This window comes from Pseudomonas sp. RW407 (assembly GCF_003176655.1).
GTDB lineage: Bacteria > Pseudomonadota > Gammaproteobacteria > Pseudomonadales > Pseudomonadaceae > Pseudomonas > Pseudomonas delhiensis.
In genome coordinates, this window is record NZ_QGSL01000106.1 from 538,065 (window position 1) to 563,291 (window position 25,227).

The 25,227-nt window shown below is 69.4% G+C and carries 23 protein-coding genes and 1 other RNA gene; 15 read left to right on the top strand and 9 right to left on the bottom strand.

Annotation, left to right across the window (positions count from 1 at the left end):
- Positions 1–55: 55 nt before the first annotated feature.
- The gene (locus tag DK254_RS19260; protein WP_109935053.1) at positions 56–1,033 is read right to left on the bottom strand and encodes an NADPH:quinone oxidoreductase family protein; all 978 of its coding nucleotides are present in this window, start codon (positions 1,031–1,033) and stop codon (positions 56–58) included.
- Between the two features lie 159 nt (positions 1,034–1,192).
- Here DK254_RS19260 and DK254_RS19265 point away from each other — a divergent pair, with 159 nt between their 5' ends.
- From DK254_RS19265 to DK254_RS19280, 4 genes are all read left to right on the top strand, one after another.
- Positions 1,193–1,600 (top strand): flagellar basal body-associated protein FliL, encoded by a 408-nt coding sequence (locus tag DK254_RS19265; RefSeq protein ID WP_089391018.1) that lies wholly within the window; start codon positions 1,193–1,195, stop codon positions 1,598–1,600.
- 128 nt (positions 1,601–1,728) lie between these two features.
- Entirely contained in the window at positions 1,729–2,802 is a 1,074-nt protein-coding gene (locus DK254_RS19270) for an HlyD family secretion protein (protein WP_109935054.1), read from the top strand.
- Entirely contained in the window at positions 2,799–5,537 is a 2,739-nt protein-coding gene (rbbA, locus tag DK254_RS19275; protein ID WP_109935055.1) for a ribosome-associated ATPase/putative transporter RbbA, read from the top strand. The genes DK254_RS19270 and rbbA overlap by 4 nt, the downstream gene beginning before the upstream one ends.
- Before the next feature lies 1 nt (position 5,538).
- Complete coding sequence (locus DK254_RS19280) at positions 5,539–6,663, top strand: ABC transporter permease (RefSeq protein WP_109935056.1); 1,125 nt, start codon at positions 5,539–5,541, stop codon at positions 6,661–6,663.
- A 325-nt stretch (positions 6,664–6,988) separates the two neighbouring features.
- Here the strand turns inward: DK254_RS19280 and DK254_RS19285 are convergent, their stop codons facing one another.
- Positions 6,989–7,444, bottom strand: a complete 456-nt coding sequence (locus tag DK254_RS19285; RefSeq protein WP_109935057.1) for an EVE domain-containing protein — start codon at positions 7,442–7,444, stop codon at positions 6,989–6,991.
- Positions 7,445–7,631: 187 nt separating this feature from the next.
- On the opposite strand from DK254_RS19285, the gene DK254_RS34845 reads away from it, so the two are divergent.
- Entirely contained in the window at positions 7,632–7,763 is a 132-nt protein-coding gene (locus tag DK254_RS34845; protein WP_009615095.1) for a hypothetical protein, read from the top strand.
- A 1-nt stretch (position 7,764) separates the two neighbouring features.
- On the opposite strand, the gene DK254_RS19290 is transcribed toward DK254_RS34845, so the two are convergent.
- The 4 genes from DK254_RS19290 to DK254_RS19305 form a co-directional block, all read right to left on the bottom strand.
- Positions 7,765–8,406 carry a 5-formyltetrahydrofolate cyclo-ligase gene (locus DK254_RS19290; RefSeq protein WP_109935058.1) on the bottom strand — a complete coding sequence of 214 codons (642 nt, stop codon included), beginning with the start codon at positions 8,404–8,406 and terminating at the stop codon, positions 7,765–7,767.
- A 10-nt stretch (positions 8,407–8,416) separates the two neighbouring features.
- A non-coding RNA gene (gene ssrS / locus DK254_RS19295) (6S RNA) lies at positions 8,417–8,595 on the bottom strand.
- 31 nt (positions 8,596–8,626) lie between these two features.
- Positions 8,627–8,941, bottom strand: a complete 315-nt coding sequence (locus DK254_RS19300) for a cell division protein ZapA (RefSeq protein WP_009615099.1) — start codon at positions 8,939–8,941, stop codon at positions 8,627–8,629.
- Positions 8,938–9,147, bottom strand: a complete 210-nt coding sequence (locus DK254_RS19305) for a TIGR02449 family protein (protein ID WP_009615100.1) — start codon at positions 9,145–9,147, stop codon at positions 8,938–8,940. The genes DK254_RS19300 and DK254_RS19305 overlap by 4 nt, the downstream gene beginning before the upstream one ends.
- A 172-nt stretch (positions 9,148–9,319) precedes the next feature.
- Between DK254_RS19305 and DK254_RS19310 the strand changes: the two genes are divergently transcribed.
- The 10 genes from DK254_RS19310 (at position 9,320) to gcvP (ending at position 21,670) form a co-directional block, all read left to right on the top strand.
- The gene (locus DK254_RS19310; protein ID WP_109935059.1) at positions 9,320–9,874 is read left to right on the top strand and encodes a UPF0149 family protein; all 555 of its coding nucleotides are present in this window, start codon (positions 9,320–9,322) and stop codon (positions 9,872–9,874) included.
- A 9-nt stretch (positions 9,875–9,883) separates the two neighbouring features.
- Positions 9,884–11,218 carry a Xaa-Pro aminopeptidase gene (pepP, locus tag DK254_RS19315; RefSeq protein WP_109935060.1) on the top strand — a complete coding sequence of 445 codons (1,335 nt, stop codon included), beginning with the start codon at positions 9,884–9,886 and terminating at the stop codon, positions 11,216–11,218.
- 1 nt (position 11,219) lies between these two features.
- Positions 11,220–12,404 carry a 2-octaprenyl-6-methoxyphenyl hydroxylase gene (ubiH, locus tag DK254_RS19320; protein WP_109935061.1) on the top strand — a complete coding sequence of 395 codons (1,185 nt, stop codon included), beginning with the start codon at positions 11,220–11,222 and terminating at the stop codon, positions 12,402–12,404.
- A gap of 9 nt (positions 12,405–12,413) precedes the next feature.
- Positions 12,414–12,896, top strand: a complete 483-nt coding sequence (locus DK254_RS19325) for a DUF4442 domain-containing protein (RefSeq protein WP_089391009.1) — start codon at positions 12,414–12,416, stop codon at positions 12,894–12,896.
- A gap of 22 nt (positions 12,897–12,918) precedes the next feature.
- Positions 12,919–14,136: a 2-octaprenyl-3-methyl-6-methoxy-1,4-benzoquinol hydroxylase gene (locus tag DK254_RS19330; RefSeq protein ID WP_109935790.1), complete on the top strand. Its 1,218-nt coding sequence runs from the start codon at positions 12,919–12,921 to the stop codon at positions 14,134–14,136.
- A gap of 117 nt (positions 14,137–14,253) precedes the next feature.
- Positions 14,254–15,255: an extracellular solute-binding protein gene (locus tag DK254_RS19335; RefSeq protein WP_109935062.1), complete on the top strand. Its 1,002-nt coding sequence runs from the start codon at positions 14,254–14,256 to the stop codon at positions 15,253–15,255.
- 193 nt (positions 15,256–15,448) lie between these two features.
- Positions 15,449–17,095 carry an iron ABC transporter permease gene (locus DK254_RS19340; protein WP_109935063.1) on the top strand — a complete coding sequence of 549 codons (1,647 nt, stop codon included), beginning with the start codon at positions 15,449–15,451 and terminating at the stop codon, positions 17,093–17,095.
- 73 nt (positions 17,096–17,168) lie between these two features.
- Entirely contained in the window at positions 17,169–18,251 is a 1,083-nt protein-coding gene (gcvT, locus tag DK254_RS19345) for a glycine cleavage system aminomethyltransferase GcvT (protein WP_109935064.1), read from the top strand.
- Between the two features lie 51 nt (positions 18,252–18,302).
- Positions 18,303–18,692: a glycine cleavage system protein GcvH gene (gene gcvH / locus DK254_RS19350; protein ID WP_009615120.1), complete on the top strand. Its 390-nt coding sequence runs from the start codon at positions 18,303–18,305 to the stop codon at positions 18,690–18,692.
- Between the two features lie 101 nt (positions 18,693–18,793).
- Positions 18,794–21,670, top strand: a complete 2,877-nt coding sequence (gene gcvP / locus DK254_RS19355) for an aminomethyl-transferring glycine dehydrogenase (RefSeq protein WP_109935065.1) — start codon at positions 18,794–18,796, stop codon at positions 21,668–21,670.
- 198 nt (positions 21,671–21,868) lie between these two features.
- On the opposite strand, the gene DK254_RS19360 is transcribed toward gcvP, so the two are convergent.
- The 3 genes from DK254_RS19360 to DK254_RS19370 all read right to left on the bottom strand — a co-directional run bounded on the left by DK254_RS19360 (position 21,869) and on the right by DK254_RS19370 (position 25,107).
- Positions 21,869–22,195 carry a DUF2388 domain-containing protein gene (locus DK254_RS19360; RefSeq protein WP_109935066.1) on the bottom strand — a complete coding sequence of 109 codons (327 nt, stop codon included), beginning with the start codon at positions 22,193–22,195 and terminating at the stop codon, positions 21,869–21,871.
- Positions 22,196–22,313: 118 nt separating this feature from the next.
- Positions 22,314–22,637, bottom strand: a complete 324-nt coding sequence (locus DK254_RS19365; RefSeq protein ID WP_109935067.1) for a DUF2388 domain-containing protein — start codon at positions 22,635–22,637, stop codon at positions 22,314–22,316.
- Positions 22,638–22,737: 100 nt separating this feature from the next.
- A complete protein-coding gene (locus tag DK254_RS19370) occupies positions 22,738–25,107 on the bottom strand; it encodes a tetratricopeptide repeat protein (RefSeq protein WP_109935068.1) in 2,370 nt (789 codons plus the stop codon).
- Positions 25,108–25,227 lie beyond the last annotated feature (120 nt).

Sequence of the window (25,227 nt, forward strand, 5' to 3'; positions counted from 1 at the left end):
TTAGGGAGAGGGAACGAGGCCCATCCCCCACACCGCTACATCAGGCCGAACACCCTCAACGCACCTGCACCACCACCTTCCCGACAGCCCTCCGCTGCCCCAGGTGATCGATCGCTTCCCCAGCCCTCTCCAACGGATAGGTCTGCGAAACCAACGGCTTCAACTTGCCCTCCGCGAACCACTGGAACAGCTGCTGGAAGTTCGCCGCGTTGTCCTGCGGCTGGCGCTGGGCGAAGGCGCCCCAGAACACGCCGACCAGGGAAGCGCCCTTGAGCAGCGGCAGGTTGGCCGGCAGCGAGGGGATGGTCCCGCTGGCGAAGCCGACCACCAGCAGGCGGCCGTTCCAGGCGATGCTGCGGAAGGCTTCCTCGAACAGCTCGCCGCCCACCGGGTCGTAGATCACGTCCACGCCCTGGCCGCCGGTGATTTCCTTGAGCTTGTCCTTCAGGCTGCCCTCGCTGTAGTTGACCAGCACGTCGGCTCCCGCTGCCTTGGCCACTTCCAGCTTGGCGTCGCTGCTGGCCGCGGCGATGACCCTGGCGCCCATCGCCTTGCCGATCTCCACCGCCGCCAGGCCCACGCCGCCGGAGGCGCCGAGCACCAGCAGGGTCTCGCCCGGCTGCAGGTTGCCGCGCTGCTTGAGCGCGTGCATCGAGGTGCCGTAGGTCATGCCGAAGGCGGCCGCGGTGGTGAAGTCCATGCCCGCCGGGATCGGCAGCACGTTGTAGGCGCCCACCGCCACCTGCTCGGCGAAACTGCCCCAGCCGGTCAGGGCGATGACGCGGTCGCCGGGCCTGACGTGGGAAACCTTCTCGCCCACCGCGGCGACCACGCCGGCGGCCTCGCCGCCCGGGGCGAAGGGGAAGGGCGGCTTGAACTGGTACTTGCCCTCGATGATCAGGGTGTCGGGGAAGTTCACCCCGGCGGCGTGGACGTCCAGCAGCACCTCGTTCTTCGCAGGCGTCGGGCTGGCGATTTCTTCCAGCACCAGGGTTTCGGCGGGGCCGAAGGCTTTGCACAGCACGGCTTTCATCGGGGGTGTACTCCTTTCGTGTAATGCCCGGCAGTGTAGGAGTGGTAGGGCGGGGGGCAAATCAGTATGGTCCCGGCTTATGCCGCTGCATAACCGCCGGGCTTGGGCCGCGCGCCCGGTATGGCTATGCTTGCCGGCATCGTGCATGGAGAAGTCGCCTTGAAAGCCCTGATCGCCCTGACCCTGATGCTGTTCCTCGCCCCCGTGATGGCCTCGGAGGAGGAAGCCAAGCCGGAAGACGCCAACAAGCCGTTGTTCGTCGACCTCACCCCGGCCCTGGTCGGCAACTACGGCAGCGGGCCGAAGCTGAAGTACTACAAGGCCGACATCGCCCTGAAGGTCACCGGCAAGGAGGCCGAGGAGAAGGTCGAGCACCACGAGCCGCTGATCCGCAACCAGTTGATCATGCTGTTCGCCCAGCAGACCGACGAGACCCTCGGCAGCGTCGAGGCCAAGGAGAAACTGCGCCAGGAGGCGCTCAAGCAGGTACAGACGGTCCTCAAAGAAGAGGAAGGGAAGCCACTGGTGGACGATCTGCTGTTCAACAACCTGATCGTGCAGCCCTGAGACGGAGCAGGTTTCGCCCGTTATCCAGGTCTTTTCGGGCGGCTCTGACCTGTATCAAGGCCTTTTCCCCTCCCTTCGCTGAAGATCCCTACAAGATCGCTCGGAATGAGCGTTGATCAGGGGGTACGATGAAGGGTAATTCGAAACGCTGGCTGTTCCGTGGCGGCGTGCTCGCCGCCTGCGCGGTGGTCGCCGCCCTGGCCTGGCAGACGCTGAAGCCGAACGGGCTGGGCGAGGGCTTCGCCAGTGGCAACGGGCGCATCGAGGCCACGGAGGTGGACGTGGCCACCAAGCTGCCCGGCCGCGTGGCCGAGATCAAGGTGGACGAGGGCGACTTCGTCAAGACCGGCGAAGTGGTCGCGCGCATGGACACCCAGGTGCTGCAAGCGCAGCTGGCCCAGGCCCAGGCCGAGGTGCGCCAGGCGCAGAACGCCAAGCTCACCGCCGAATCCGTGGTGACCCAGCGCAACAGCGAGAAGAGCACCGCCGAGGCGGTGGTGGCGCAGCGCCAGGCCGAGTTCACCGCCGCGCAGAAACGCTTCACCCGCACCGAGCAGTTGGTCAAACGCAACGCCCTGCCGCAGCAGCAACTGGACGACGACCGCGCCGTGCTGCAGAGCGCCCAGGCCGCGCTGTCCGCCGCGCGTTCCCAGGTGATCTCGGCCCAGGCCGCCATCGAGGCCGGGCGTTCCCAGGTGATCGAGGCGCAGTCGGCCATCGAGGCCGCCACCGCCAGCGTCGCCCGGCTGCAGGCCGACATCGACGACAGCCTGCTGCGCGCCCCCCGCGACGGCCGCGTGCAGTACCGCGTGGCGCAGCCCGGCGAGGTGCTGGCCGCCGGCGGCAAGCTGCTCAACATGGTCGACCTGACCGACGTCTACATGACCTTCTTCCTGCCCTCCGCCCAGGCCGGCCGCGTGGAGCTGGGCCAGGAGGTGCGCCTGGTGATAGACGCGGTGCCGCAGTACGTGATCCCGGCCAAGGTCTCCTACGTCGCCAGCGTCGCCCAGTTCACCCCCAAGACCGTGGAGACCGCCAACGAGCGCGAGAAGCTGATGTTCCGCGTCAAGGCGCGGCTGGACCCGGCGCTGCTGGAGAAATACATCACCTACGTGAAGACCGGCGTGCCGGGCATGGCCTACCTGCGCCTGGACCCTGAGGCGCAGTGGCCGGAGCACCTGCAGATCAAGGTCCCGCAATGAGCGCCCGGCACGGCGCGGTGGCCAGCCTGGCCGGCGTCTCGCTGCGCTACGGGCAGACCCGCGCGGTGGACGACGTCAGCCTGGACATCCCGGCCAACCGCATGGTCGGCCTGATCGGCCCGGACGGCGTCGGCAAGTCCAGCCTGCTGGCGCTGATCGCCGGCGCGCGCAAGCTGCAGGACGGCCAGGTGCACGTCCTCGGCGGCGACATGCGCGACGCCCGCCACCGCCGCGCGGTGTGCCCGCGCATCGCCTACATGCCCCAGGGCCTGGGCAAGAACCTCTACCCGACGCTCTCGGTGTTCGAGAACGTCGACTTCTTCGGCCGCCTGTTCGGCCACGACAAGGCCGAGCGCGAGCGGCGCATCGCCGACCTGCTGCACAGCACCGGCCTTGCGCCCTTCGCCGAGCGCCCGGCGGGCAAGCTCTCCGGCGGCATGAAGCAGAAGCTCGGGCTGTGCTGCGCGCTGATCCACGACCCCGACCTGCTGATCCTCGACGAGCCCACCACCGGCGTCGACCCGCTGTCGCGCAACCAGTTCTGGGAACTGATCGGGCGCATCCGCGCCGGCCGCGAGGGCATGAGCGTGCTGGTGGCCACCGCCTACATGGAGGAGGCCGAGCGCTTCGACACCCTGGTGGCGATGGACGAGGGCAAGGTGCTGGCCACCGGCACCCCCGCCGAGCTGCGCGAGCGGACCGGCACCCACAACCTGGAGGCGGCCTTCGTCGCCCTGCTGCCCGAGCGCAAGCGCGCCGGCCACCACGCCCTGGTGATCCCGCCGCGCCAGCACAGCGAAGGCGCGCCGCAGATCGCCATCGAGGCCGAGGGCCTGACCTGCCGCTTCGGCGACTTCGTCGCGGTGGACCACGTCAGCTTCCGCATCGAACGCGGGGAAATCTTCGGCTTCCTCGGCTCCAACGGCTGCGGCAAGTCCACCACCATGAAGATGCTCACCGGCCTGCTGCCGGCCAGCGAGGGTAGCTGCGCACTGTTCGGCCAGCCGGTGAACGCCAAGGACATGGACACTCGCCGCCGCGTCGGCTACATGTCCCAGGCCTTCTCGCTGTATGCCGAGCTGACGGTGCTGCAGAACCTGGAACTGCACGCCAGGCTGTTCCACCTGCCGGCCGAGGCGATAGGCCCGCGGGTGGAGGAGATGCTCGCGCGCTTCGACCTCGGCAAGGTCCGCGACGAGTTGCCCGACAGCCTGCCGCTGGGCATCCGCCAGCGCCTGTCGCTGGCCGTGGCGGTTATCCACAAGCCGGAGATCCTCATCCTCGACGAGCCCACCTCGGGCGTCGACCCAGTGGCCCGCGACGGCTTCTGGCAGCTGATGGTCGAGCTGTCGCGGCGCGACGGGGTGACCATCTTCATCTCCACCCACTTCATGAACGAGGCCCAGCGCTGCGACCGCATCTCGCTGATGCACGCCGGCAAGGTGCTCGACAGCGACACCCCGCAGGGCCTGATGGACAAGCGCGGGCTGCCGACCCTGGAGGCGACCTTCATCGCCTACCTGGAAGAGGCCGCCGGCAGCGCCGCGCCGCCGCCCGAGCCGCCGGCGCCGGCCAGCGTCGGGCAGGCGCCGCACAAGCCGCAGCGCCAGCGCTTCAGCCCGCTGCGCCTGTTCAGCTATGCGCGGCGCGAATCCATGGAGCTGCGCCGCGACCCCATCCGCCTGACCCTGGCGCTGCTGGGCACGGCGCTGCTGATGTTCATCATCGGCTACGGCATCAACATGGACGTCGAGGACCTCTCCTACGCCGTGCTCGACCGCGACCAGACCACCACCAGCCAGGCCTACGCGCTGAACATCGCCGGCTCGCGCTACTTCATCGAGCACCCGGCGATCCGCGACCCCGACGACCTCGACCGGCGCCTGCGCAGCGGCGAGCTGAGCCTGGCGGTGGAAATCCCGCCGCACTTCGGCCGCGACCTCAAGCGCGGCGACGACCCGGCCATCGGCGTGTGGATCGACGGCGCCATGCCCACCCGCGCCAATACCGTGCAGGGCTACGTGCAGGGCCTGCACAGCAGCTACCTGGCCGACCTGGCCCGGCAGAGCGGCAACGCCGAGGCCAGCGCGGCGGCCAGCACCGAGGTGCGCTACCGCTACAACCCCGACGTGGAGAGCCTCAAGGCCATGGTCCCGGCGGTGATCCCGCTGCTGCTGATCATGATCCCGGCGATGCTCACCGCCCTGGGCGTGGTGCGCGAGAAGGAACTGGGCTCGATCACCAACCTCTACGTCACCCCGGTGACGCGCCTGGAGTTCCTGCTCGGCAAGCAACTGCCGTACATCGGCATGGGCATGGTCAACTTCGTGCTGATGCTGGCCATGGCGGTGCTGCTGTTCCGCGTGCCGCTCAAGGGCAGCCTGCTGGCGCTGAGCCTCGGCGCGCTGCTGTACGTGATCACCAGCACCGGCCTCGGCCTGCTGCTGTCGACCTTCATGAAGAGCCAGATCGCCGCGGTGTTCGGCACCGCCATCGCCACCATGATCCCGGCCATCCAGTTCGCCGGGCTGATCCACCCGGTGTCCTCGCTGGAGGGCGCGGCGGCGCTGATCGGCAGGCTCTACCCGACCAGCCACTTCCTGGTCATCAGCCGCGGCGCCTTCTCCAAGGCCCTGGGCCTGGCCGACCTGTGGCCGTACTACCTGCCGCTGCTGGCGGCCATCGGCGTGCTGACGCTGTTCAGCGTGCTCCTGTTGAAGAAGCAGGAGGACTGAGATGCGCAAGCTGGCCAACATCTTCAACCTGGGCATCAAGGAGTTCCGCAGCCTCGGCCGCGACTACGCGATGCTGATCCTGATCGCCTGGGCCTTCACCCTGGGCGTCTACAGCTCCGCCACCGGCGTGCCGGAGACGCTGCACCACGCGCCCATCGCGGTGGTCGACGAGGACCAGTCGCAGCTCTCCTCGCGCATCGTCAACGCCTTCCAGCCCCCGTACTTCCGCCCGCCGGAAATGATCGGCCACGCGCAGATGGACCGCGGCATGGACACCGGCCTGTACACCTTCACCCTGGACATCCCGCCGGACTTCCAGCGCGACGTGCTGGCCGGCCGGCAGCCGGCGATCCAGGTCAACGTCGACGCCACCCAGACCGCCCAGGCCTTCTCCGGCGCCGGCTACATCCAGAACATCGTCGCCACCGAGGTGCGCGAGTTCGTCAGCCGCTACCGCGCCGAGCCGAGCATGCCGGCGGAGCTGGCGGTGCGCATGGAGTTCAACCCGAACCTGACCCAGGCCTGGTTCGGCGCGGTGATGGAGGTGATCAACCAGATCACCATGCTGTCGATCATCCTCACCGGCGCGGCGCTGATCCGCGAGCGCGAGCACGGCACCGTCGAGCACCTGCTGGTGATGCCGCTGACCGCCTTCGAGATCATGCTGGCCAAGGTCTGGTCCATGGGCGTGGTGGTGCTGGCGGCGGCCGCGCTGTCGCTGCAGCTGGTGGTGCGCGGCTGGCTGGACGTGCCGATCAGCGGCTCGGTGGCGCTGTTCCTGCTGGGCGCGGCGCTGCACCTGTTCGCCACCACCTCCATGGGCATCTTCCTCGGCACGGTGGCGCGCTCGATGCCGCAGCTGGGCCTGCTGGTGATCCTCACCCTGATGCCGCTGCAGATCCTCTCCGGCGGCACCACGCCGCGCGAGAGCATGCCGGAGCTGGTGCAGAACATCATGCTGTTCGCCCCGACCACCCACTTCGTCAGCCTGGCCCAGGCCATCCTGTTCCGCGGCGCCGGGCTGGCCATCGTCTGGCCGCAGTTCCTGGCGATCATCGGCATAGGCGCGGCATTTTTCTGTGGGGCGTTGTGGCGGTTCCGCAGGACTATTTCGCAGATGGCGTAGGGGGCAGGTGCCCCGGGGGCGAACCCGGAGCGCGCCGGCAGTGAAGGTCAGGCGGCGTATAACGCGGAGCGTTATACGCCCTACGCCCGGCCTGTCTTCGTAGGAGCGGACGATTGCCCCGACCCCCGCAGCGGCACGGAAACCGTAGGGCGCATAACGCCTACGGCGTTATCCGCCAATGGTCCTGGACACCGCTGTTCGGCCGGCGGCGGATAACCGCGAACGGTTATTCGCCCTACGGTCGAGCACGGACGTAGGAGCGGACTCCGTCCGCGATTTGCCGATCGCCGGCCGGTGGCCAGGAGGATTCACAGCCGAGCGCGCTTCAGCGCTTGGCCAACCCAAGAATGATCTTCCACTGCTCCTCGCTCACCGGCATCACCGACAAACGGCTGCCGCGCTGCACCAGGGCCAGTTCCTCCAGCCCGGCGGCGGCCCGGAGGGTGGCCAGCGGCAGCACTTCCCTGAACGCTTCGACGAAACTCACGTCCCGCGCGCTCCAGGGGTTCTTCTCGGTGCTGGCCTTGGCGTCGTGGTAGGGGCTCTGCGGGTCCAGCGCGGTGGGGTCGGGGTAGGCCTCGCCCTCGATCCGGCCGATGCCGGCCACGCCCGGCTGCGGGCAGCTGGAGTGGTAGAAGAAGAACAGCTCGCCGGGCTGCATGCTGCGCACGAAGTTGCGCGCCTGGTAGTTGCGCACGCCATCCCAGCGCGCCTTGCCCAGGCGCTGCAGGTCGTGGATCGACAGTTCGTCGGGTTCGGATTTCATCAACCAGTGCGGCATGATCCTTGCTCCAGTTTCGCCGTTTTTGTGGGAAGTGGCTGACTCCGACGACTGGACCAGGCATGGAATTGCGAGACGCTTTCCATTGTCGGAGAATGCCGCCGTTTTTCAGCTTGGCACGCGCCGGACGGACCAAAAACCACCGCCGGCCATCGTTGACAGTTTGCCTGGAAGGGGGAGGCAATCGATGAAGCGTAAGCCCGATCTGTTGTGGGTGCTGGTGATCCTGTTCGGCCTGGGTGTCGTCACCACCGGTTACACCCAGAGCCTGTGGGACCGCCAGGGCGAGGTTCCGGTCCAGGTGACCAAACAGCCCTGATTCACCCCGCCGGGCGCCGCAGGGAACGCGGCGCCTGTGCGAGCGCGCCGTACCAGCCGGCGTCGCTGACGATGCCCTGCAGCGGCACATCCCAGCTGGCCAGGTCCAGCCTGTCCACCTTCTGGCATTCGTGCGCCAGGCCCAAAAGTGTCGGTTTGCGCCAGATTTTGCGCCTGCCCAGGTACGCCAGGGTGCGGTCGTAGAACCCCTTGCCCATCCCCAGGCGCCCACCCCGTTCGTCGAAACCCACCAGCGGCAGCAGCACCAGGTCCAGCGCCCAGGGCTCGCGCTGGCGGCCACGGTCCGGCAGCGGCTCGGCGATGCCGTAGCGGTTGTTCCGCCAACGCTCGCCGTTGCCGACGCGCTGGAAGGTCATGTGGGTGTGCGGCCAGCGGCTGAGCACCGGCAGGTAGGTGGCCTTGCCGCGTTTCTGCGCGGCCTTGAGCAGCGGGCGCGGGTCGATCTCGCCGTCGGCGGGCAGGTACAGGGCGATGTGGCGGGCGCGGCGAAACAGCGGGTGTTGCGCCATGCGGCGCTGCAGGTCGCGGGCGGCCTGGCGTTGCTGTTGCGCGCTGAGCTGGCGGCGGGCCTGGCGCAGCAGGCGGCGCAGGGCGGCGCGGGAAAGGTCTTGGGCGTGGATCATGGCAGGAGGAAAGCTCCCCGGACATGCCGCTGTCGGGTTAGCCCTTGAACCCGAAAGTTCAAGGTGGCGGTTGCAGTAGGCTTTAAGGCTTTCCGTCGTGCGGACATGCACACCAGCCCAACTGGCAACCTCCGTTGTTGCGATTATCGGCTCAGGGACATCACCGACTGGCCAACACACCAGGGAGCGTGGCCAGTATACCCCAGGGTTTTCTCCGGGGTCAGTCTTCCCGCCCGGGCTGATCGGTGGTAAGGGCGCGGTCCACGCGTTCGAGCAACTCGCGCACGCGTTCGCGGGTGCTGCTGTGCTCGTTGTCCATGCGCTCTTGCTTGTGCAGCAGGTCGTGGGTGATGTTCAGCGCGGCCATCACGGCGACGCGGTCGGCGCCGATGACCTTCCCGCTCGAGCGGATCTCGCGCATCTTGCTGTCCAGGTAGCGCGCGGCGCTTTCCAGGTTGACGCGCTCCTCGGCGGGGCACGTGATGCAGTATTCCTTGTCGAGAATCTGCACGTTCAGGGTGTTCGTCTGGCTCATGAGTCCTGCTCCAGGGCTTTCAGGCGCAAAATCATCGCTTCGACCTTGTGGCGCGCCAATTCGTTCTTCTCGATCAGATGAGCGCGCTCCTCGCGCCAGCTCTTCTCGTTGGCCCGCAGCAGCCGGTTCTCCGCCTTGAGCTGTTCCAGGCGCTGGAGCAGGAGGTCGAATTTGGCGATCAGCGTTTGCAGGTCGGCGTCTTCCATGGGCTCTCGCTTGGGCAAGGGGATGACCGGAAACTATACAGGGTGCGGCAGCGCACCGGGCTGCCCGACACGCCGTCGCATGGTCTGAGCGCGCCCGGCGGTGCTAGGATAGCCACTCTCATTCTATGCATAGCGCCTGGTGGCGCCTAGCGTCGATATTCAGGTCCCGCGCATGTCCACAGTAAATTCCGCCTACACCGCTTTCGCCAACCTGCTCGCCGAGGCGGCCCTGCCGATCTCGCCCGCGGAACTGCACGGCCACCTGCTCGGGCGCGTCTGCGCCGGCGCCGGCTTCGACCAGGGCGAGTGGCTGCAGGCCGCCGCCGAACTGCTCGGCGGCGAACTCAGCGAACGCCTGCAGGCAGCCCTGGGCGGCCTGCTGGGCATGGTCCAGCAGGACCTGAGCGCCGGCGAGATGGCCGTGGTGCTGATGCTGCCCAACGACGACGCCCCGCTGGCCGAGCGCGCCCAGGCCCTGGGCCAGTGGTGCCAGGGCTTCCTCGCCGGTTTCGGCCTGGCGCTGCGCCAGGCCAGCCTGTCCGACGAGGCCGACGAAGTGCTCCAGGACATCGCCGCCATCGCCCAGGTCCAGGGCCAGCTGGAAGAGTCCGAGGACGGCGAGACGGACTACATGGAAGTCCAGGAATACCTGCGGGTCGCCCCGCTGCTGCTGTTCTCCGAATTCGGCAAGGTGCCGGCGCCGGCCGACAAACCCTCCCTGCACTGAGGTAGCTGCATGATCCGTATCGCCAAACCGGAATACGCCCGTCGGCGCAAGGCGCTGATGGCGCAGATGGAGCCCAACAGCATCGCCATCCTGCCGGCGGCGCCGATGTACATCCGCAACCGCGACGTCGAGCACGTCTACCGCCAGGACAGCGACTTCCAGTACCTCACCGGCTTCCCCGAGCCGGAAGCGGTGATGGTGCTGATCCCCGGCCGCGAGCATGGCGAATACGTGCTGTTCTGCCGCGAGCGCGACCCCGAGCGCGAACTCTGGGACGGCCTGCGCGCCGGCCAGGACGGCGCGGTCAGGGACTTCGGCGCCGACGACGCCTTCCCCATCGGCGACATCGACGACATCCTCCCCGGCCTGATCGAGGGCCGCGACCGCGTCTACTACGCGCTGGGCGCCAACCCCGAGTTCGACCGCCGGCTGATGGACTGGATCAACGTGATCCGCTCCAAGGCCCGCCAGGGCGCGCAGCCGCCGAACGAGTTCGTCGCCCTCGACCACCTGCTGCACGACCTGCGCCTGTACAAGAGCGCCGGCGAAGTGAAGGTGATGCGCTACGCTGCCGAGGTTTCCTGCGGCGCCCACATCCGCGCCATGCAGGCCTGTCGGCCGGGGCTCTACGAATACCACCTGGAGGCCGAGCTGGAATACGCCTTCCGCCTGGGCGGGGCGAAGATGCCGGCCTACGGCTCGATCGTCGCCACTGGGCGCAACGCCTGCATCCTGCACTACCGGGAGAACGACGCGCAGATCAGGGACGGCGACCTGATCCTGATCGACGCCGGCTGCGAGATCGACTGCTACGCCAGCGACATCACCCGCACCTTCCCGGCCAACGGCAAGTTCAGCCCCGAGCAGAAGGCCATCTACGAGCTGGTGCTGGAGGCCAACATGGCCGCCTTCGACTACATCGCCCCCGGCCGCCACTGGAACGAGGCCCACGAGGCCACCGTGCGCGTCATCACCGCCGGCCTGGTGAAGCTCGGCCTGCTCAAGGGCGACGTCGACGAACTGATCGCCAGCGAAGCATACAAGGCCTTCTACATGCACCGCGCCGGCCACTGGCTGGGCATGGACGTGCACGACGTCGGCGAGTACCGCGTCGGCGGCGAATGGCGCGTGCTGGAACCGGGCATGGCGATGACCGTCGAGCCAGGCATCTACATTTCCCCGGACAACACCAGCGTGGCCAAGAAATGGCGCGGCATCGGCGTGCGCATCGAGGACGACGTAGTGGTGACCAAGAATGGTTGCGAAGTGCTGACCAACGGCGTGCCCAAGACCGTCGCCGCGATCGAGGCGCTGATGGCCGAAGCCAAGGCCCAGGCGGCCTGAGATGCAACGCGCGAACCTGGCGATCATCGGTGGCGGCCTGGTCGGCGCCAGCCTGGCGCTGATCCTGCAGGCCGGCGCCCGCGAGCGCGGCTGGCGCATCGTGCTGGTCGAGCCCTTCGCCCCCGGCGATGCCTACCAGCCCAGCTATGACGCCCGCTCCTCGGCGCTGTCCTTCGGCAGCCGGCAGATCTACGAGCGCCTGGGGGTGTGGCAACGCATCGCCCAGCGCGGCGCGCCGATCAGCCAGATCCACGTGTCCGACCGCGGGCGCTTCGGCTCCGCGCGCCTCACCGCAATGGAGGAGGGCGTGCCGGCGCTGGGCTACGTGGTGGAGAACGCCTGGCTCGGCCAGTGCCTGTGGCAGGCCCTGGACCACGAGGTGGTGAGCTGGCGCTGCCCGGCCGAAGTGCGCCGCATGGAGGCCCTGGACGACGGCTACCGGCTGACCCTGGACGACGACTCGCTGCTGGACTGCGACCTGGCCGTGCTGGCCGACGGCGGCCGTTCCGGCCTGCGCGAACAGCTGGGCATCGGCGTGCGCGAGGCGCCCTACGGGCAGACCGCGCTGATCGCCAACGTCAGCCCCAGCGAGGAACACCGCGGCCAGGCCTTCGAACGCTTCACCGAACAGGGGCCCATGGCCCTGCTGCCGCTGCCGGACAACCGCTGCGCGCTGGTCTGGACGCGCCCGCCGCGCGACGCCGAGCGCCTGCGCGAGCTGCCCGAGCGGCAGTTCCTCGACGAGCTGCAGGCCACCTTCGGCTACCGCCTGGGCGGCTTCCGCCAGGTCGGCGCGCGCTACTGCTACCCGCTGACCCTGAGCGAGGCCGAGGAACAGGTGCGCCCGCACCTGGTGGTGCTCGGCAACGCCGCGCACAGCCTGCACCCCATCGCCGGCCAGGGCTTCAACCTGTCGCTGCGCGATGCCCAGGCCCTGGCCGACCAGCTGCTAGGCGCGGACGCCGCGCCCGGCGACTTTGCGGTGCTGCAGCGCTACCTGGACGCCCAGCGCCTGGACCAGCAGATGACCGTCGGCTTCTCCGACCGCGTCACCCGCCTGTTCTCCAACGCCCAGCCGGTGCTGGCCACCGGGCGCAACCTGGGCCTGCTCGGCCTCGACCTGCTGCCGCCGGCCAAGCGCTGGTTCGCCCGCCAGGCCATGGGCCTGGGCGCGCGGCCGGTCTAGGGAGCGGCGATGTCCTCAGGCAAGATGGCCCGCCGCGCCCGCCTGCTGCGCTTCGGCCTCAACCTCTACCCGCCGTATATCGGCGCCGGCGTGCGGGTGCGCCACATCAGCCCGGACTTCCGCGAAGTGCGGGTGAAGATGGTGCTGTCCTGGTTCAACCGCAACTACGTCGGCACCCAGTTCGGCGGCAGCCTGTACAGCATGACCGACCCCTTCTTCATGCTCATGCTGATGGAGAACCTGGGGCGCGACTACATCGTCTGGGACAAGGCCGCCAACATCGAATTCATCACCCCGGGCAAGGGGCCGGTGTACGCCGAGTTCCGCATCGACCAGCAACTGCTGGACGAGGCCCGCGAGCGCACCGCCGACGGCGGCAAGTTCCTGCCCAGGCTGCACGCCGAGGTGCGCGACGGCGAGGGCACGCTGGTCGCGCGGGTGCAGAAGACCCTCTACATCAGGCTCAAGCCGCGCCTGCGCAAGGCCGGCTGACGACATGGAAAAAGGAATGCAGATGCACGCGGATCTGGTGATTGTCGGGGCGGGGATGGTCGGCAGCGCGCTGGCCCTGGCGTTGCAGGGCAGCGGCCTGGAAATCCTGCTGCTCGACGGCTCGCCGCTGAGCGTGAAGCCCTTCGACCGCGCGGCGCGTTTCGAGCCGCGCGTCAGCGCCCTGTCCGAGGCCAGCCGGCGCATCCTCCAGCGCCTGCACGCCTGGGACGGCATAGTCGCGCGGCGCGCCGAGCCCTACCGCGAGATGCACGTGTGGGACGGCTCCGGCACCGGCCAGGTGCACTTCAGCGCGGCCAGCGTGCATGCCGAGGTGCTCGGCCACATCGTCGAGAACCGCGTGGTGCAGGACGCCCTGATGGAGCGCCTGCACGACACCACACTCGGCCTGCTGCCCGGCGCGCGCCTGGAGCAGCTGCGCCATTCCGGCGACGACTGGCTGCTGACCCTGGCCGACGGCCGGCAGATCCGCACGCCGCTGGTGGTCGCCGCCGACGGCGCCAACTCCGCCGTGCGCCGCCTGGCCGGCTGCGCCACCCGCGAGTGGGACTACCTGCACCACGCCATCGTCACCAGCGTTCGCTGCGAAAAGCCGCACCAGGCCACCGCCTGGCAGCGCTTCACCGACGACGGCCCGCTGGCCTTCCTGCCGCTGTCCCGCGGGGGCGATACGCACTGGTGCTCGATCGTCTGGTCGACCACCCCGGAGCAGGCCGAACGCCTGATGGCGCTGGACGACGACGGCTTCCGCGCCGCCCTCGGCCAGGCCTTCGAGCATTGCCTGGGCGGCATCGAGCAGGTCGACCCGCGCCTGTGCATCCCGCTGCGCCAGCGCCACGCCAAGCGCTACGTGGAGCCGGGCCTGGCGCTGATCGGCGACGCCGCGCACACCATCCACCCGCTGGCCGGGCAGGGCGTCAACCTGGGCTTCCTCGACGCCGCGGTGCTGGCCGAGGTGCTGATGCACGCCCACGCCCGTGGCGAGCGCATCGCCGACGAGCGCGTGCTGAGCCGCTTCGAGCGCCGGCGCATGCCGCACAACCTGGCGATGATGGCGGCGATGGAAGGCTTCCAGCGCCTGTTCCAGGCCGACCCGCTGGCCGTGCGCTGGCTGCGCAACGCCGGCCTGCGCCTGGTCGACCGCCACCACGAGGCCAAGGGCCTGTTCGTCCGCCAGGCGCTGGGGCTGTCCGGCGACCTGCCGGCGCTCGCTCGCGTCTGAGGCGCCGCGACCCCGTGTCGCGGGGTGGTGAAACACCCGGTCACAAAGGCCGGCTCCGGGGCTAAATGAGGTTCCTTATCATCTGGAACCTCATTCCGCTACCCAGGAGCCGCCAGCATGTCGGTACGCAAAGGCCTTCTCGCTTCCCTCGCCCTCACCGCCCTGGCCGGCACCGCCCAGGCCGCCGACGAGGTGGTGGTCTATTCGTCGCGCATCGACGAGCTGATCAAGCCGGTGTTCGACGCCTACACCCGGAAGACCGGCGTGCAGGTGAAGTTCATCACCGACAAGGAAGCGCCGCTGATGGCGCGGATCAAGGCCGAAGGCGCCAACACCCCGGCCGACCTGCTGCTCACCGTGGACGCCGGCAACCTCTGGCAGGCCGAGAAGATGGGCATCCTGCAGCCGTTCGACTCGCCGGCCCTGGACGCCAACATTCCCCCGCAGTACCGCTCCGGCACCGACAGCTGGACCGGCCTGTCGCTGCGCGCGCGGACCATCGCCTACTCCACCCAGCGGGTGAAGCCGGAGGAACTCTCGACCTACGAGGCCCTGGCCGACAAGCAGTGGGAAGGCCGCCTGTGCCTGCGCACGGCGAAGAAGGTCTACAACCAGTCGCTGACCGCCACCCTGATCGAGACCCACGGCGAGCAGAAGACCGAGCAGATCCTCAAGGGCTGGGTGGGCAACCTGGCCACCGACGTGTTCTCCGACGACACCGCGCTGCTCCAGGCCATCGCCGCCGGCCAGTGCGACGTCGGCCTCGTCAACACCTACTACTACGGGCGCCTGCACAAGCAGAAGCCGGACCTGCCGATCAAGCTGTTCTGGCCGAACCAGGCCGACCGCGGCGTGCACGTCAACCTCTCGGGCATCGGCCTGACCAAACATGCGCCGCACCCCGAGCAGGCAAAGGCCCTGGTGGAATGGATGACCGGCCCCGACGCCCAGGCCCTGTTCGCCTCGCTGAACCAGGAATTCCCGGCCAACCCCAAGGTCGCGCCCTCCGAGGAAGTGGCGGCCTGGGGCAGCTTCAAGGCCGACAGCATCCCGGTGGAAGTCGCCGGCAAGCGCCAGGCGGAAGCCATCAAGCTGATGGATCGGGCAGGGTGGAACTGATGGCTGCAGGCGGCAGGCTACAGGCTGCAGGCCAGAGCGACGGAGCCGTGGCCTGCTTCCCCTGTAGGAGCGAGCTTGCTCGCGAACCCGGGCCGCGTGCCGAGGCGTTCGCGAGCAAGCTCGCTCCTACGAAAAGCCCGCCCCCCGCTCTTTGCCTGCAGCCTGCCGCTTGTAGCCTGCAGCCCGAATAACCATGTCCCGCCGCTGGTATCCCATCACCTTCTCCATCGCCGCCCTGGTGGCGTTGCCGCTCGTCGTGCTGGCGCTGAGCTGGGGCGAGGTCGACACGGAAATCTGGGCGCACCTGTGGGACACCCAGTTGCCTCGCCTGCTGGGCAACAGCCTGGTGCTGGTGCTCGGCGTGGGCGTCGGGGTGACCGTCCTGGGCACCAGCCTGGCCTGGCTCACCGCGCTCTGCGAGTTCCCCGGGCGGCGCTGGCTGGACTGGGCGCTGATGCTGCCCTTCGCCATCCCGGCCTATGTGCTGGCGTTCGTCTTCGTCGGCCTGCTGGATTTCGCCGGGCCCTTGCAGAGCCTGCTGCGCGAGTGGTTCGGCAGCGGCCTGCGGCTGCCGCGGGTGCGTTCCACCGGCGGGGTGATCCTGGTCCTGGTGCTGGTCTTCTACCCCTACGTGTACCTGCTGGCGCGCGGCGCCTTCCTGGCCCAGGGCCGCGGCCTCACCGAGGCGGCGCGGGTGCTCGGGCTGTCGCCCTGGCGGGCCTTCTGGCGCGTGGCGCTGCCCATGGCGCGGCCGGCCATCGGCGCAGGGCTTGCGCTGGCGATCATGGAGACCCTGGCCGACTTCGGCGCCGTCTCGGTGTTCAACTTCGACACCTTCACCACCGCCATCTACAAGACCTGGTACGGCTTCTACAGCCTGTCCAGCGCCACCCAGCTGGCCAGCCTGCTGCTGCTCGGGGTGTTCCTGGTGGTGCTCGGCGAGCGCCACAGCCGTGGCCGCGTCGTGCCCAGCAGCGAGAAGCCGCGCACCGCGCCGCTGTACCGCCTGCGCGGGTTCAAGGCCTTTGCCGCCAGCGCCTGGTGCGGCCTGGTGTTCGCCTGCGCCTTTGCCATTCCCGTGGCACAGTTGCTGGTGTGGTGCTGGCAACGCGGCCGCTTCGACCTTGACGAGCGCTACTGGGGCCTGCTCTGGCACAGCCTCGGCCTGGGCGCCACGGCGGCGGCGCTGTGCGTGGCGGTCGGCCTGCTGCTGGCCTTCGCCCGCCGCCAGGCGCCGGCGAGGCCGGTGCGCGCCGCGGTGGGCCTGGCCAACCTCGGCTACGCGGTGCCCGGCTCGGTGCTGGCGGTGGCGATCATGCTGGCCTTCAGCTGGATGGACAACCACTGGGTGATCCCGCTCTCCAGCGCCCTGGGCGGCGCCGGCAAGCCGCTGCTGCTGGGCAGCCTGGGGGCGCTGCTGCTGGCCTACCTGATCCGCTTCCTGGCGGTGGCCGAGGGCCCGCTGGAAAGCACCCTGGTGCGCATCCGACCGTCCTTCGCCGAGGCTTCGCGCAGCCTCGGCGTGGCGGGGCCGGCGCTGTTCGCCCGCGTCTACCTGCCGCTGCTGGCGCCGGGGCTGATGAGCGCCGCGCTGCTGGTGTTCGTCGATGTATTGAAGGAAATGCCGGCTACCCTGCTGATGCGTCCCTTCGGCTGGGACACCCTGGCCGTGCGCGTGTTCGAGATGACCAGCGAGGGCGAATGGGCCCGGGCCGCGCTGCCGGCGCTGAGCCTGGTACTGGCCGGGCTGCTGCCGGTGGTGCTGCTGATCCGCCGTTCCGCGGCCAGCGCGGCGGGGCGCGACTCGGCCGTCGGCCGAGGTGTCCAGGCTCCCGCCTAGCGGCTACAATGCGCCGGTTTCGTGCGGGCCGCCCTCGCGCTCCGCATCCGCCATTCCCGGAAGGAGAACACCCATGGGACAGCGCACCCCGCTCTACGACCTGCATGTCGCGCTCGGCGCGAAAATCGTCGATTTCGGCGGTTGGGACATGCCTCTCCACTACGGCTCCCAGGTCGAAGAGCACCACCAGGTCCGTCGCGACTGCGGCGTGTTCGACGTCTCCCACATGACCGTGGTCGACGTCACTGGTCCGCAGTCCAAGGAATACCTGCAGCGCCTGCTGGCCAACGACGTCGAACGCCTGCAGGTGCCCGGCAAGGCGCTGTACAGCGGCATGCTCAACGAGCGTGGCGGGGTGGTCGACGACCTCATCGTCTACCTGGGCGTGTACGGCTACCGCGTGGTGGTCAACGCCGCCACCCGCGAGAAGGACCTGGCCTGGATGCAGGCCCACACCGAGGGCTTCGAGGTCCAGCTGCACGCGCGCCCGGACCTGGCCATGCTGGCCGTCCAGGGCCCCAACGCGCGGGACAAGACCGCCGAGTTGGTCAGCTCCTCCCGCGCCACCCTGATCCGCGAACTCAAGCCCTTCCAGGGCAAGGCCGATGGCGACTGGTTCATCGCCCGCACCGGCTATACCGGCGAGGATGGCCTGGAGATCATGCTGCCGGCCGCCGAGGCGCCGGGCTTCCTCAACGAACTGGTGGGCGCCGGCATCGCCCCCGCCGGCCTGGGCGCGCGCGACACCCTGCGCCTGGAAGCCGGGATGAACCTCTACGGCCAGGACATGGACGAGGACATCTCGCCCCTGGCCGCCAACATGGGCTGGACCATCGCCTGGGAGCCGGCCGATCGCGACTTCATCGGCCGCCAGGCCCTGGAGGCCCAGCGCGCCGCCGGCGACCAGCCGAAGCTGGTCGGCCTGGTGCTGGAGGAGCGCGGCGTGCTGCGCGCCCACCAGGTGGTGCGGGTGGCCGGCATCGGCGAAGGCGAGATCACCAGCGGCAGCTTCTCCCCGACCCTCGGCAAGTCCATCGCCCTGGCCCGCCTGCCGGCGGCCACCGGCGACCGCGCCGAGGTGGAAATCCGTGGCAAGTGGTACCCGGTGCGCGTCGTTCAGCCGAATTTCGTGCGTCATGGCAAGGCCCTGATCTAAATTGCATAGGCGACCCATCGTCGCCGTTGCCCCGTCCCCGAGGAAAACAAGATGAGCAATATTCCCGCCGACCTGCGTTACGCCGCCAGCCACGAGTGGGCGCGCCTGGAAGCCGACGGTACCGTCACCGTGGGCATCTCCGACCATGCCCAGGAAGCCCTGGGCGACGTGGTCTTCGTCGAGCTGCCGGAACTCGGCAAGCAACTCAACGCTGGCCAGGAAGCCGGCGTGGTGGAATCGGTCAAGGCCGCTTCGGACATCTACGCCCCGGTCGGTGGCGAGGTGATCGCCATCAACGAGGTCCTGGCCGACACCCCCGAGGAAGTCAACAACGACCCCTACGGCTCCTGGTTCTTCAAGCTCAAGCCGAGCAACCCGGCCGAGCTGGACAAGCTGCTCGACGCCGCCGGCTACCAGGCCGCCTGCGACGCAGACGCCTGATCGCCCTGCCGACCCCCACAAGGCCCCGCTCAGTCGGGGCCTTGTTCTTCCACCCTGGCCTATCCTGTGTTGATCGTGCATTCCCGATCGAGGTCCAGGCCATGTCGAAAAGCCCTTCGCTGTCCCAGCTGAACCAGCCCGATGCCTTCCTGCGCCGCCACCTCGGCCCCGACGAGGCGGAGCGACGGACGATGCTCGAGGCCCTGGGCGTCGCCAGCCTCGACGACCTGATCGTGCAGACGGTGCCCCCGGCCATCCGCCTGAACCGCCCGCTGGAGCTGCCGCCGGCGCTGGACGAGCAGGGCGCCCTGGCCAGGCTGCGCGGCTACGCCCGGCAGAACCAGCTGTGGACCAGCCTGATCGGCACCGGCTACTACGGCACCCTCACGCCCACGGTGATCCTCCGCAACGTGCTGGAGAACCCCGGCTGGTACACCGCCTACACCCCCTACCAGCCGGAGATCGCCCAGGGCCGCCTGGAGGCGCTGCTGAACTTCCAGCAGCTGACCATCGACCTCACCGGCCTGGACCTGGCCAGCGCCTCGCTGCTGGACGAGGCCACCGCCGCCGCCGAGGCCATGGCCCTGGCCAAGCGCGTGGCCAAGGCCAAGAGCAACCTGTTCTTCGTCGACGTGAACTGCCACCCGCAGACGATTTCCGTGGTGCGCACCCGCGCCCAGGCCTTCGGCTTCGACCTGGTGCTGGACGAGCTGGACAACCTGGGCCAGCACGCGGTGTTCGGGGCGCTGCTGCAGTACCCCGACAGCCGCGGCGAGGTCCGCGACCTGCGCCCGCTGATCGACGCCCTGCACGCCCGCCAGGCCATCGCCTGCGTCGCCGCCGACCTGCTCAGCCTGCTGCTGCTCACCCCGCCGGGCGAGCTGGGCGCCGACGTGGTGCTGGGCAGCGCCCAGCGCTTCGGCGTGCCCATGGGCTACGGCGGGCCCCACGCGGCCTTCTTCGCCACCCGCGACGAGTTCAAGCGGGCCATGCCCGGACGGATCATCGGCGTGTCCCGCGATGCCCGCGGCAACACCGCGCTGCGCATGGCGCTGCAGACCCGCGAGCAGCACATCCGCCGCGAGAAGGCCAACTCCAACGTCTGCACCTCGCAGGTGCTGCTGGCCAACATCGCCAGCCTGTACGCCGTCTACCACGGCCCCGAGGGCCTCAGGCGCATCGCCCAGCGCGTGCACCGGCTCACCGCGATCCTCGCCGCCGGGCTGTTCGCCAAGGGCCTCAAGCGCGTCAACGCGCATTTCTTCGACACCCTGACCCTGGAAGTGGGCGCGCAGCAGGCGGCCATCCTCGAACGCGCCCGTGCGGCGCGCTACAACCTGCGCATCGTCGGCGAGGACCGGCTGGGCGTCAGCCTGGATGAAACCTGCCGCGCCGAGACCGTCGCCACCCTGTTCGACATCTTCCTCGGCGCCGGCCACGGCCTGAGCATCGCCGTGCTGGATGCCGGCGATCTCTCCGACGGCATTCCCGGCACCCTGCAGCGCCGTTCCGGCTACCTCGGCCACCCGGTGTTCAACCGCCACCACAGCGAGACCGAGATGCTGCGCTACCTGCGCCAGCTCGAAGGCAAGGACCTGGCGCTGAACCAGGCGATGATCCCGCTGGGCTCCTGCACCATGAAGCTCAACGCCACCAGCGAGATGATCCCCATCACCTGGCCGGAGTTCGCCAACCTGCACCCCTTCGTGCCGCGCGAGCAGGCCGAGGGCTACCGCCTGATGATCGACGAGCTGGAGAGCTGGCTGCGCACCATCACCGGCTTCGACGCCATCTGCATGCAGCCCAACTCCGGGGCCCAGGGCGAGTACGCCGGGCTGCTGGCCATCCGCAGGTACCACGAGAGCCACGGCGAGGGGCACCGCAACGTCTGCCTGATCCCGTCCTCGGCCCACGGCACCAACCCGGCCTCGGCGATCATGGCGAGCATGCGCGTGGTGATAGTCGAGTGCGACAAGGGCGGCAACGTCGACCTGGAGGACCTCAAGCTGAAGGCCGCCGAGGCCGGCGCCCAGCTGGCCTGCCTGATGATCACCTACCCCTCGACCCACGGCGTGTACGAGGAGGGCATCCGCGAGATCTGCGAGGTTATCCACAGCCACGGCGGGCAGGTGTACATGGACGGCGCCAACCTCAACGCCCAGGTCGGCCTGGCGCGGCCGGCGGACATAGGCGCGGACGTCTCGCACATGAACCTGCACAAGACCTTCTGCATCCCCCACGGCGGCGGCGGGCCGGGCATGGGCCCGATCGGCGTGAAGCAGCACCTGGCGCCGTTCGTCGCCAACCACCCGGTGATCCGCATCGAGGGGCCCAACCCGCTGAACGACGCGGTCAGCGCCGCGCCCTGGGGCAGCGCCAGCATCCTGCCGATCAGTTGGATGTACATCGCCATGATGGGCCCGCAGCTGGAGGATGCCACCGAGGTGGCCATCCTCAACGCCAACTACCTGGCCCAGCGCCTGGACGGCGCCTTCCCGGTGCTCTACCGCGGGCGCAACGAGCGCGTGGCCCACGAGTGCATCCTCGACCTGCGGCCGCTCAAGGCGCAGACCGGCATCAGCGAGGAAGACGTGGCCAAGCGCCTGATGGACTATGGCTTCCACGCGCCGACCATGTCCTTCCCGGTGCCCGGCACGCTGATGGTGGAGCCCACCGAGAGCGAGTCGCTGCACGAGCTGGACCGTTTCGTCGAGGCCATGCTGAGCATCCGCGCGGAGATCGCCAAGGTCGAGACCGGCGAATGGCCGGCCGAGGACAACCCGCTCAAGCGCGCCCCCCACACCCTGGCCGACGTCACCGGCCCCTGGGAGCGCCCCTACGGCATAGCCGAGGCGGTGACGCCCAGCGAACACACCCGCGCCTTCAAGTACTGGCCGGCGGTGAACCGGGTGGACAACGTGTTCGGCGACCGCAACCTGTTCTGCGCCTGCGTACCGGTGGACGAGTACCGGGAGTGAAGGCAGCCGCCCGGGATGTGGCGGGGCATTTTCGTAGGGCGGATAACGCCTACGGCGTTATCCGCCGTTACCCTCAAGCTCCGGTGTTCCGGCCGGCGGCGGATAACGCTTCGCGTTATTCGCCCTACGGTTCGGGCGGGTTGCAGCTCCGTAGGATGGCGTTGAGCGCAGCGATACCCATCGCCACGGCACACGGCATTACTGCGCCACACCCTCCTGGCTCATCAGGATGGCATTGGCCAGCTCCATGTCGCTGCGTTGCTGCAGCTCCGGGTGATCGCTGCGCAGGCGCTGCAGCGCGGCTTCCAGGTAGGGGCCGCGGATGGCGCCGTCGCTGGCCACGTAGCTGCCGGCGTCGTCGCGGGCGGCGAGGATCAGCTTGTGGTCGTGCTTGAAGGTCAGGTAGGTCGAGGCGGTGGTGGCCCCGGAGGAGATGATGTCGCGCCAGAAGCCGTCGGCCATGGCCGGGGCCAGGGGCAGCAGGCTGAAGAGGGCGAGGATGCCGGTCAGTTTGAGCATGCGCATGGGAGTTTCTCCTCCGTAGGTCCGCATGCTTCTGTGAGCTGCAACTGCGCCGGGGAGTTCAGGGAAACTGCTCGGCGGTAAGTTCCGGGCCCGCGCCGATGGGCCCGGAGCATCTGATTCAGGGCGCCTCTCGACCGCCAAGGATGGCGCTGGCCAGCTCCAGGTCGCTGCGCTGCTGCAACTGCGGGTAGTCGCTGCGCAGGCGCTGCAGTTCGGCTTCCAGGTAAGGGCCGCGGATGGCGCCGGCGCTGGCGACGAAGCTGCCGGCGTCGTCGGCCAGCGGGCCGACCAGCTTGTGGTCGTCGCGGCTGGTCAGGTAGCTGGAGGCGGTGGTGGCGCCGGTGGACAGCACGCCGCGCCAGAAGCCGGCGTCTTCGGCCTGGGCGCCGGCGAAGGGAAGGGTGGACAGGGCGACGGCCAGGGCCGCTCCGGGGATACGCATGGGTGCTCCTTGGGTGACTGCGTTCGCGTCCCCTCAGAGTGCCTGCCCGCCGGCGAGTTCCGGAGCGCCCGGTGGAATCGGGCGCTTCCGAACGGCGCCGTCATTCGCCCTTGAGCGCCGGGTCGTCGGGGTTCTGCTGCTCCAGCTCGGCCAGTTGCATCTGCACCTTCTCCAGCTGGCCGATCTCGCGCAGGTAGGCGATCAGCGCCAGGCGTGCGTCGCGGTTCGCCGGCTGGCGCTGCAGCAGTTGCTCCAACTGGCGGCAGGCAGCGTCGGCCTGGCCGCTGTCGTGCAGGCCGATGGCCAGGATGTAGCGGAACTGCGCGCTGTCCGGGGCCAGGCGCACCGCCTCCTGCAGTTCCTTGAGCGCTGCGTCGCGCTGGCCCTGGCGGATCAGCGCCAGACCCAGGGCGTGGTGCAGCAGGCCCGACTGCGGGTGGCGCTTGAGCGCGCCGTCCAGCAGCTGGCGGGCTTCGTCGGGGCGCTGGCGGGCTTCCAGCCACTGGTAGAGGCTGACCAGCGCCGGCAGGAAGTCGGGGTCGCGCACCAGGGCCGCGCGCAGCGCCGGCTCCACTTCGGCGTCGCGGCCGGTGACCTGGTAGAGCATGGCGCGGTTGAGGTTGGACTCGGCGCGCTCGGCCAGGCTCAGCTGGACTTCCTCGTACTCCTTCAGGCCCTTGGCCAGCGGCGCCTGCAGCCCGGCGCGCACTTCCGGCGGCAGTTGCGCCAGCTGCCAGGTGGCGGAGAGGCGCACGGCGCGCAGCGGGTCGTCCAGCAGCGGCGCCAGCAGCAGCGCCTGGCGCGGCGGGCCGGCCAGGGCGGCGACCGCGCCTATGGCGGCGTTGCGCACCTGTGGGTCGGCGTCCCGCAGGCCCTGGCTGGCCAGCTCCAGGGAGCGCGAGCTGGGGTAGGCTGGCAGTTCGGCGAGCAGGGTGGCGCGGCGGATCGCCGGCAGTTCGTTGCTGGCCAGCAGCAGGTGCAGCGCCCGCGAGGCGCCGGGCTGGCCGTTGCGGGCCTTCCACAGGGTGTCGTCGTAGCGCGGCACGCTGCCGGGCTGCTTCGCGTCGCTGGCGTACCACAGGCGGAACTGCTCGGCGACCTTCGAGGCGCTGTCGCGGTGGCAGCCCATGCAGGCGTCCGGCGCGCCTATCTTCTGCGCGTGCTGCGGGTCGGGGATGCTGAAGCTGTGGTCATGCCGGTAGTGGTTGACCATGTAGTACTTGCCCGGCATGTGGCAGGCGGTGCACTGCGCGCCCGGAGTGCCGGGTTCGTGGTGATGGTGCTCGGGCGAGTCGTAGTCCTTCGCCAGCAGGCCCTTGCCGTCGATGCCCGGGCGCACCGGCTTGCCGGCCTTGTTGTGGCACTGCAGGCAGAGGCCGTTGCCGGCGATCTTCACCTGGCCGCTGTGGGGGTTGTGGCAGTCGGTGCACTTCACGCCCTTCTCGAACATCTTGCTCTGGGTGAAGGAGCCCCACTCGAAGACCTCGTCCTTGATCTTGCCGTCGATCTGGTACAGCTCGCGGGTCAGCAGGCTGGGCAGGTAGTCGTCCATGAACCGGTGGCGGTGCTGGAAGCCGTCGCCCAGCGGCGCGCGGCGGGCGTGGCAGCGCGCGCAGTTCTCCACCAGCTCGCTGGCGGCGGTGCTGGCGCCCAGCGGCTTGTCGAAGCCGCGGCTGGCGTCGCCGTCGGGCTTCTTCGCCCATTCCAGGTGGCGCGAGGCCGGGCCGTGGCAGGCCTGGCAGCCGACGCCCAGGCTCTGCCAGTGGCTGGCGAAGGCGTTCTTGTCGGCGTCGAAGTTGCGCTTGAAGTCGGTGGTGTGGCACTCGATGCACATGAAGTTGGCGTTCTGCGTCGGGCGCGTCCAGTGCAGTTCGTCCTTGAAGTCGACGTGCTGCCCGGGGTTGAGCTCGAACCAGCGGTGCTTCTGGGTATCCCAGGCCACGCCCAGGGCCTGCAGGCGGCCGCCGGGGTATTCCAGCAGGTACTGCTGCAGCGGGGCCACGCCGAAGGTGTAGGCCACCTTGAAGTCCGCCGGCTTGCCGTCGGCGCCGGGCGTGTTGACCCAGAATTCCCCGCCCTTGCGGAAGAAGCGGGTGCTTTCGGCCTCGCCCTTGAACTTCGCGTCGGCGAAGTCGCCCAGCACGTTGGCCTCGCTGGCCACCTGCATCGCCTTGTGGTGGTGCGAGCCCTGCCAGTCCTGGAACTGGCCCTGGTGGCAGCCCTGGCATTGCTGCTCGTCGACGAAGCCGGCTTTCGGTGCCTCGGCCACCACGGGCTTCGCCGGGGGCGCGGGCGGGGCCGCGATGGGCAGCGACGGGGCGCTGTGTTCCACGTACCACCAGGCGGCGGCGCTGGCCAGCAACAGCACGGCGACCAGCGCGGTGGCCAGGTTCCGCGCCAGGCGCGGGGTGGAGGGGGTGTGGGCCGGTGCGGCCCCTTTCCGGTCTTTCTTCTTGGCAGGCTTCTGCATGCGGACGTCCGTTGTTCGGGCAGGCATGTATCACGGTGGCAGCAGCTTCAGTGACAGCCGGGGGGATGTCAAACCCCCGGCCGGGGGGTGGCCGGCTTCACCCTTGAGTGTGAGGCCAGG